Below are 8,975 nucleotides of genomic sequence, written 5' to 3' on the forward strand. Positions count from 1 at the left end.
CCTCGATGTCGGCTCATCACATCCTGGGGCTGAAGTCGGTCCCAAGGGTATGGCTGTTCGCCATTTAAAGTGGTACGCGAGCTGGGTTTAGAACGTCGTGAGACAGTTCGGTCCCTATCTGCCGTGGGCGTTGGAAGATTGAAGGGGGCTGCTCCTAGTACGAGAGGACCGGAGTGGACGAACCTCTGGTGTTCGGGTTGTGATGCCAATCGCATTGCCCGGTAGCTAAGTTCGGAATCGATAACCGCTGAAAGCATCTAAGCGGGAAGCGAGCCCTGAGATGAGTCTTCCCTGGCACTTTAAGTGCCCTTAAGGGTTGTTCGAGACTAGAACGTTGATAGGCAGGGTGTGTAAGCGCTGTGAGGCGTTGAGCTAACCTGTACTAATTGCCCGTGAGGCTTAACCATACAACACCCAAAGGGTTTTGATGGACTCAATGAAAGAACATTGAATGTGTAAAAGAGACGAGTGACTAGTTCCTAGTAGCTAGAAACGATAAACACAGCTTTCCGAATTATTAAGTTCTAGGAACTAGGGTCACTCAGCTTCTAGGAACTTAAACAAAATTTGCTTGGCGACCATAGCGATTTGGACCCACCTGATTCCATGCCGAACTCAGAAGTGAAACGAATTAGCGCCGATGGTAGTGTGGGGTTTCCCCATGTGAGAGTAGGACATCGCCAGGCTTTGAACATTATCTGTTTAAAGCACGTTTTAGATAAGACTTTAAATAGACCACTGCGGAGTGGTAGTTCAGTTGGTTAGAATACCGGCCTGTCACGCCGGGGGTCGCGGGTTCGAGTCCCGTCCACTCCGCCACTTATTAGAAAGCCTAGTCGAAAGACTGGGCTTTTTTACGTTTAACGCTCCTGAAAGTGTTGTGCATTTTCTCGCGGGCCGGAATGCCAGACCACGGAATGCCGGACCATCTACTCTCCCCTGCTCAGCCAGCAACTCGTATCAAGCTGCACTACTACAGATAGAAAAGTAGGCTTCTTCGCATCAAAGCAATACAAATTGCCATCAACTCAGTTTTCTCAGCAGAGTCGAAGTCTCTAGTTTCTATGGGGCAGCGCCCGTTTTCTGAATGTCACCTTTGTACAGACGGTATAGATGTGAAAAAGCCCTTCTATAGGTAGGGCTTCTCAACAAATGGTTGCGGTCACTGGGCAACAACCACTTGGTTTCGTCCACCATTTTTGGCTTCATAGAGGGCAATATCGGCATTGGAGAGTAGGTCATCCACCGAGTCACTGCGTTTAAGTTCTGCGACGCCAAAGCTCATGGTGCAATCGAGATGAACACTACTGACGATAGGATTCAGCACTACCTTTTGCCTCAATAGTTCTGCTTGTTGAATCGCTTCTTCCGCTGTGTGCTTGGGTAACAGTAGCATAAACTCATCACCGCCAAAACGTATTGCCAAAACCGAGTCGGGTAGAGCGTGCTGCATAAGCTTGGCGACTTTCTCAATGGTTTTGTCTCCCACCAGATGCCCTAGCTCATCGTTAATCTGTTTGAAGTTATCGATATCGGTCATTATCACGCTAAGGGGCAGATGTTCCTCTTTCGATTGACGAACTAGAGAAGGCAGTAACGAGTCCATCGCTCGTCGGTTATAGAGTCCTGTCAGTGGATCCTTTTGTGACAACTGATGGATGGAGTCGAGCAATCTTGCATTGATGAGCCATAGCATACTCAGGCTAATGGCAACCATTAATATGATGCAGAATAGGTAGGTCAGGGCATGAATCAGTCCAGAACTCATATAACTGCTAATCGTAGGCCCGAGCGCGGTATAGACGAGGCGAAACACCATAAAACTGCCATAGCTGGCAAATGGGATCACCATCATGAGAAGTGGAAATTTGGCATCGTCCTTCTCGCCCTTAAGCAGTGCCCAAGCCGCGAAAAAACAGGAGGCGCTGAGGTAGGCGCTTAAGATAAGAATACGGGCATTGATGGATGGCGTTACATAGGTAAAGAAAACAAACAGTAGACCTGCTAGCAGCAATGCTCCCTCTAACCATCGTACTCCTTTACTGTGATAGGCGCGAATCGCGCAGATGCCTTTTACAGTAAAAAGAAAACCCAGCATGATGAGAGTATTGGCGAGCACTATGGTCAGCCACTCTGGCGCGGTTCCTCGAAAACCTAAAAACAGCGGCCCTAAGCCAATCATAAAGATGCCAGCGGCCAGTCGGTTTAGGCCTTGAACTTGTTTCTGCGAGGCTTGATAAAAGAACAAGCCTGAAGAATAGATAAAGGAGAAGACGATAACCGTGAAGTTAAGTGTGCGAATGTCTAAAGAGAGGTTGTCCATAACGTAGCCAAAGATGGGGGCGCCTATCGAAGAGTTATAGTAGACATTTTGCTTGGCGATAGCTGCAATCGGATGTCATTTATCCGATACAGGTAGAAAAATGCCAGCGTATTTTGCTGGCATCTATGCACATTGCTGCGGGCACTAGGCCTGTTTCTCTGCCCTTTTGGCTTTCTCTACCATTGGGGTAATGGTAGAGCCTTGCACTAAGATGGAAAACACCACCACAGAGTAAGTCATAACAAGGATGATCTCTTTAACGTCAATCAGCTTATCTTGAATGACCCAAATGCCAGAGGGAATGGAGAGTGCCATGGCCAGCGCTAATCCACCTCTTAGGCCACCCCAGGTAAGGATTTTGACTGACCAAGGGTTGTAGGTGCGATAGCGCTTAAACCCTACGTAAGAGAAAAACACGCTTAGATAACGCGAAAGCAAGACCAAAGGAACGGCGACCGCCATCATGATCCAGTCTTCTTGATGGAATTCAAACAGCAACATCGACATACCGATCAAAAGGAACAAGACGCCGTTGAGGAATTCATCGATCAGCTCCCAGAAATGGTCGAGGTGATCTTCACTCTCTTTTGAAAAGCCGATAAAGCGCGTCCAGTTACCGATCATGATTCCTGAGACCACCATTGCTAACGGGCCCGACACATGCAAAACCTCGGCAAAGGCATAACCTGCGGTGGGAATGCCGATGGTCAGCAGTAGTTCCATAGAGTGATCGTCGGTCGCGCTGATCAGGTAGTGGAACAAGAGCCCTAGGGCAAAGCCATACACAATGCCACCCATCGCTTCTTGTGCGAACAGCAAGGTGACGCTGCCTAGTGTCGGCGTGTCGTGACCAAAAGCGATGGTGTAAAGAGTGACGAAAATGACCAAGCCAAAGCCGTCGTTAAAAAGGGACTCTCCCTCAATTTGGGTTGAGATACGTTTGGGGGCTTTGAGCTTTTTGACGATCGCTAACACGGCAATCGGGTCCGTCGGAGAGATCAGTGCCCCGAAGAGTAAGCAGTACACCAGATCAAACGGAATGTGCAGCCATTGGCAAAAAGCATAAAGACCAAATCCGATGAAGAACGTCGAAAACAGCGTGGCGCCCAAGGCTAAGACAGTGATCTCCCATTTTTGATCTTTAAGGTTGGGCAGTTTGATACCCAATCCGCCAGCGAAGAGGAGAAAGCCGAGAATCCCCTTCAACAAAAAATCTTCGAAGTTGATGCTGGCGACCGTCTTTGACGCAATGTCTGTCAGTTGGAACCAATCATTTTGGCCTGCAACCAAAATGAGTAACGACAGCACCATAGAGCCCGCTGTGATGGCGATGGTGGTCTGCATTTTACCTATCTTGCTGTTTACAAAGGCAATCAGCATTGCCGCAGCCGATAAAAAGCAGAGTGTGTAGTAGACTGACATGAGCGTTCCAGTATGTAACAAATTATGAACAAGAATTTTGTTACTGACTTGTTCAAATAGCAAATGATTTTTACCCGTGGTGTGAGACGTATTTTTACCGTTTAGACGTCTAGACTCCTTTTTGATCTGTGATAGGATGGGGAAATAACGAAAGGAATGAGGCAGTACTGTGGGAAGTAATGTAAGGCAGCAAATCGAAGCGCAATTGCAACAACGGATACTTTTGATCGATGGTGGCATGGGCACCATGATCCAAGGTTACAAGCTCGAAGAGCAAGATTATCGTGGTACGTGTTTCGCCGATTGGCATTGTGATTTAAAAGGGAACAACGATCTGTTGGTGTTGACTCAGCCTGCATTGATCAAAGAGATCCACAGCGCCTATTTAGAAGCCGGTGCGGATATTCTCGAAACCAATACCTTTAATGCCACCACGATTGCGATGGCCGACTACGACATGCAGAGCTTAAGCGAAGAGATTAACTTCGCAGCGGCCCAACTTGCACGTGAGGCGGCCGATGAATGGACGGCAAAAACGCCGGACAAACCTCGCTATGTCGCGGGCGTATTGGGCCCAACCAACCGCACCTGTTCCATCTCTCCTGATGTGAACGACCCAGGTTATCGCAACGTCAGCTTTGATCAGTTGGTCGAGGCGTACTCTGAGTCGACGCGTGCCCTAATCAAAGGCGGCAGCGATCTGATTCTTATCGAAACCATTTTTGACACCCTCAACGCCAAAGCGTGTGCGTTTGCCGTTGACTGCGTATTTGAAGAGCTCGGCATTACCCTGCCTGTGATGATTTCAGGGACAATTACCGATGCCTCTGGACGTACGCTCTCTGGCCAGACTACCGAAGCTTTTTACAACTCACTGCGTCACGTTAGACCGTTATCGTTTGGCTTGAACTGCGCACTTGGCCCTGATGAACTGCGTCCATACGTCGATGAACTCTCGCGTATTTCGGAGTCTTTTGTCTCGGCGCACCCAAACGCCGGTTTGCCGAATGCGTTTGGTGAGTATGACTTGTCGCCACAAGAGATGGCACAACATGTTGAGGAGTGGGCGAAAAGCGGCTTTCTTAACTTAATTGGTGGCTGTTGTGGTACCACGCCAGAGCATATTCGTGAAATGGCTCGTGTGGTCGATGGTGTAGCGCCGCGCGCTCTGCCAGAGCTCCCTGTCGCGTGCCGTTTGTCAGGGTTAGAGCCGCTCACTATTGAGAAAGAGACGCTATTTATTAACGTCGGCGAGCGAACTAACGTCACGGGCTCGGCACGATTCAAGCGTCTTATTAAAGAAGAGCAGTATGATGAAGCGTTGGAAGTGGCACGTCAGCAAGTGGAAAACGGCGCGCAAATCATCGATATCAATATGGATGAAGGCATGCTTGATGCGCAGGCCTGCATGGTACGCTTCCTTAACTTGTGCGCCTCTGAGCCTGAAATCTCCCGCGTGCCGATTATGGTTGACTCGTCGAAGTGGGAGGTGATTGAAGCGGGTCTGAAATGCATCCAAGGCAAAGGCATCGTTAACTCGATCTCGCTCAAAGAAGGCAAAGAGAAATTCATTGAGCAGGCCAAGCTGATCCGACGCTACGGCGCCGCTGTGATTGTGATGGCGTTTGATGAAGTGGGTCAGGCGGAGACGCGTGAGCGTAAACTCCAAATCTGTACGAACGCGTATCGTATTTTGGTTGACGAAGTGGGCTTCCCGCCGGAAGACATCATTTTTGACCCGAATATCTTCGCGGTGGCCACCGGTATTGAAGAGCACAACAACTACGCTGTTGATTTCATTGAGGCCGTAGCAGACATCAAACGCGATCTGCCGTATGCGATGATTTCAGGTGGCGTGTCCAACGTATCGTTCTCGTTTCGCGGTAATAACTATGTACGCGAAGCGATTCATGCGGTGTTCCTCTACCACTGTTTCAAGAACGGCATGGACATGGGCATCGTCAACGCCGGTCAGTTAGAAATTTACGACAACGTCCCAGACAAGCTGCGTGAAGCGGTAGAGGATGTGGTGCTTAACCGCCGCTCTGATGCTACCGAGCGCTTATTGGATATTGCCGGCGAATACGCCGAAAAAGGGGTCGGCAAAGAAGAGGATGCCTCAGCACTGGAATGGCGCACATGGCCTGTTGAAAAGCGTTTAGAACATGCGCTAGTGAAAGGCATCACCGAGTTTATTGTTGACGATACAGAAGAGGCGCGAGTCAATGCGAGCAAGCCTCTCGAGGTCATCGAAGGGCCACTGATGGATGGCATGAACGTGGTTGGAGACCTGTTTGGTGAAGGGAAAATGTTCCTTCCTCAAGTGGTGAAATCCGCGCGTGTGATGAAGCAAGCCGTGGCTCACCTAGAGCCGTACATTAATGCAGAGAAACAAGCAGGCTCGACCAACGGTAAGATTCTGCTGGCGACCGTAAAAGGCGATGTTCACGACATAGGTAAAAACATCGTTGGTGTGGTGCTGCAGTGTAATAACTACGAAATCATCGACTTAGGTGTGATGGTGCCGTGCGAGCAAATCCTAAAAGTCGCGAAAGAAGAGAAGGTGGACATCATTGGTTTGTCTGGCTTGATCACCCCATCGTTGGACGAAATGGTGCATGTCGCCAAAGAGATGGAGCGCCTCAACTTCGATTTGCCACTCTTGATTGGCGGCGCGACCACATCGAAAGCGCATACCGCAGTGAAAATTGAGCAAAATTACTCACAACCTGTGGTGTATGTGAATAATGCCTCACGAGCGGTCGGGGTCTGTTCCTCGCTGTTGTCTGAGACGTTAAAGCCAGCGTTTGTTGAAAAGCTGCAAGCGGACTATGACGTGGTGCGTGATCAACATAACCGTAAGAAACCCCGCACTAAGCCGGTAAGCTTAGTGCAGGCGCAAAGCAATAAAGTGGCAATTGATTGGCAAAGCTACACGCCTCCGGTTCCTGCGAAACCCGGCGTGCATGTGTTTGATGACTTTGATATTGCAACGCTGCGCCAGTACATCGATTGGACGCCATTCTTTATGACGTGGTCCTTGGTCGGTAAATACCCGGTAATTTTTGACCATGAAGAGGTCGGTGAAGAGGCGAAACGCTTGTTCGAAGATGCCAACGCTCTGTTGGATCGCGTTGAAAAAGAGGGCTTGATGCAAGCCCGCGGCATGTGTGCTTTGTTCCCTGCGGCCAGCGTTGGTGATGACATTGAAGTGTACACCGATGAGTCGCGTACCGAGGTGGCTAAAGTGTTGCACAACTTACGTCAACAGACGGAAAAGCCTAAAGGTTTCAACTACTGTTTGTCGGATTACATCGCACCGAAATCATCCGGTAAGGCGGATTGGATTGGCGCGTTTGCGGTGACAGGTGGCATCAATGAGCGTGAGTTGGCTGATGAATACAAAGCGCAAGGGGATGATTACAACGCCATTATGATTCAGGCGGTGGCAGACCGTTTGGCCGAAGCCTTCGCAGAATACTTGCATGAGCGGGTACGCAAAGAGATTTGGGGCTACGCGGCCGATGAGAACTTATCCAACGAGGAGTTGATTCGCGAGAAATACCAAGGCATTCGTCCTGCACCGGGCTATCCTGCGTGTCCTGAGCACACAGAGAAGGGCGCAATTTGGGAGCTGATGGACGTTGAAAACACCATAGGCATGACGCTGACGTCGAGCTATGCGATGTTCCCTGGCGCTTCTGTCTCAGGTTGGTACTTCTCTCACCCTGACTCGCGCTACTTTGCCGTTGCTCAAATCCAGCAGGATCAGGTGGAGAGCTATGCACAGCGCAAAGGTTGGGACATGTTGGAAGCGGAGAAGTGGCTTGGTCCCAATATCAATGGGTAATCTACTCTCTTAGCGCTTGCGCTGAGTGTCACTAACAAAAAGCGCGGCCCTTGGGTCGCGCTTTGTCTTTTTGAAATATCTGTTGAATATCTGGTGGCGGCTAAGTTAAACAAACAGCGTCGCTAAGCCTAAAAAGACCGACAGACCGATGACGTCGGTGACGGTGGTGAGCGCCATGCCGCCTGCTAATGCTGGGTCGATGTTCATTTTTTTCAGCAGCACAGGAATCATCACGCCAGCAACACCGGCAACAAACAGGTTGGTGAGCATGGCGGCAGAGATGATGCCTCCAAGCATCCAGTCGCCTTTCCAAGCAATCACGATCCCGCCGATGATCAATGCCCACAAAATGCCGTTAAGCAGACCGATGGCGGCTTCTTTCATTAATAGTTCACGTTTGTTGGCGTCACCGATATGGCCCAATGCCAAGCCACGGATGACGAGCGCGACCGTCTGGTTGCCTGCTACGCCGCCCATCGAAGGCACTATGGTCATCAAGACGGCAATAGCGGCCATCTGCTCGAGAGTGGCTTCAAACATGTTCGAGACCGAGGCCGCTGCAAGCGCCGCCAACACATTGGCCCCAAGCCAAATGCTGCGTTTACGGGCTGATTTGACCACGGGCGCAAAGGTATCTTCGTCGTCATCCATACCGGCCATGCTCATCATGGAGTGCTCGGCATCTTCTCGGATGACATCGACCACATCATCGATGGTAATACGCCCAACCAGATGTTTGTTCTCATCGATAACCGGCGCTGAGACCCAATTACGGCGCTCAAACAAGCTGGCGACGTCGGAGTCACTCATGGTCACTTCGATAGCCTCATCCGCATCTTCCATCACTTCGGCAACTTTGATGTCCGGCTGAGTCGTAATGAGCGTGGTAATGGGCAGTTCACCAATAAGGTGGTTCTCTTCATCAATGACATACAAGGCATCGGTCGCTTCGGGCAGCTCGCCTTTCATGCGCAGATAACGCAGCACGACATCCACATCGACATCACCACGAATGGTGATGACGTCGGTATTCATTAGACCACCGGCTGAGTCCTCTGGGTAAGAGAGCGCGGTTTCAATGCGCAGACGCTCTGTCGAATCCATTTGTGACAGAACTTCTCTAGAGAGATCATCCGGTAGGCTTCGCAGTACGTAAGCGACATCGTCGGTGTCCATCCCCTCGGTGGCTTCGGCGAGCTTTTCTGGTGCCATTTTGGACACCAAGTCGTCTTTGACGTCTTCGTTTAGCTCATCGAGGATTTCACCGTAATCTTCTGGATCGGTGAGTTGCCAAAGGACTTCACGGCTTTTACGAGGTGAGGCTTCTAGGAGATGGGCGATATCTTCGGGTTCCATGTCCTGCAATTGGCGACGGACATG

4 protein-coding genes, 1 tRNA gene and 2 rRNA genes are annotated in these 8,975 nt (G+C 50.2%); 4 read left to right on the forward strand and 3 right to left on the reverse strand.

The annotated features are described in order from the left end of the window. The 3 genes from AC6R1O_RS03435 to AC6R1O_RS03445 all read left to right on the forward strand — a co-directional run. Window positions 1-407, forward strand: a 23S ribosomal RNA gene (locus AC6R1O_RS03435); the annotation flags it as partial. A gap of 163 nt (window positions 408-570) precedes the next feature. Next, window positions 571-686 (forward strand): 5S ribosomal RNA (gene rrf, locus AC6R1O_RS03440). 56 nt (window positions 687-742) lie between these two features. Then, window positions 743-819, forward strand: a tRNA-Asp gene (locus tag AC6R1O_RS03445). Between the two features lie 343 nt (window positions 820-1,162). Here AC6R1O_RS03445 and AC6R1O_RS03450 read toward each other — a convergent pair. Then, the gene (locus tag AC6R1O_RS03450; RefSeq protein WP_500656480.1) at window positions 1,163-2,323 is read right to left on the reverse strand and encodes a GGDEF domain-containing protein; all 1,161 of its coding nucleotides are present in this window, start codon (window positions 2,321-2,323) and stop codon (window positions 1,163-1,165) included. A 144-nt stretch (window positions 2,324-2,467) separates the two neighbouring features. After that, entirely contained in the window at window positions 2,468-3,745 is a 1,278-nt protein-coding gene (locus AC6R1O_RS03455) for a cation:proton antiporter (RefSeq protein WP_500656481.1), read from the reverse strand. A gap of 169 nt (window positions 3,746-3,914) precedes the next feature. Here AC6R1O_RS03455 and metH point away from each other — a divergent pair, with 169 nt between their 5' ends. After that, the gene (gene metH / locus AC6R1O_RS03460; protein ID WP_500656482.1) at window positions 3,915-7,595 is read left to right on the forward strand and encodes a methionine synthase; all 3,681 of its coding nucleotides are present in this window, start codon (window positions 3,915-3,917) and stop codon (window positions 7,593-7,595) included. Window positions 7,596-7,700: 105 nt separating this feature from the next. On the opposite strand, the gene mgtE is transcribed toward metH, so the two are convergent. After that, window positions 7,701-8,975, reverse strand: a 1,275-nt coding sequence (gene mgtE, locus AC6R1O_RS03465) for a magnesium transporter (protein ID WP_500656483.1), incomplete at its 5' end; no start/stop codon positions are given.

This window comes from Vibrio sp. R11-SG3-ISO3-SZ (genome assembly GCF_059834345.1).

What these genes read in the sequence shown, in the direction of transcription:
- AC6R1O_RS03450 (WP_500656480.1), bottom strand. Translation starts at nt 2,323, where the DNA reads ATGGACAACCTCTCTTTAGACATTCGCACACTTAACTTCACGGTTATC.
- AC6R1O_RS03455 (WP_500656481.1), bottom strand. Translation starts at nt 3,745, where the DNA reads ATGTCAGTCTACTACACACTCTGCTTTTTATCGGCTGCGGCAATGCTG.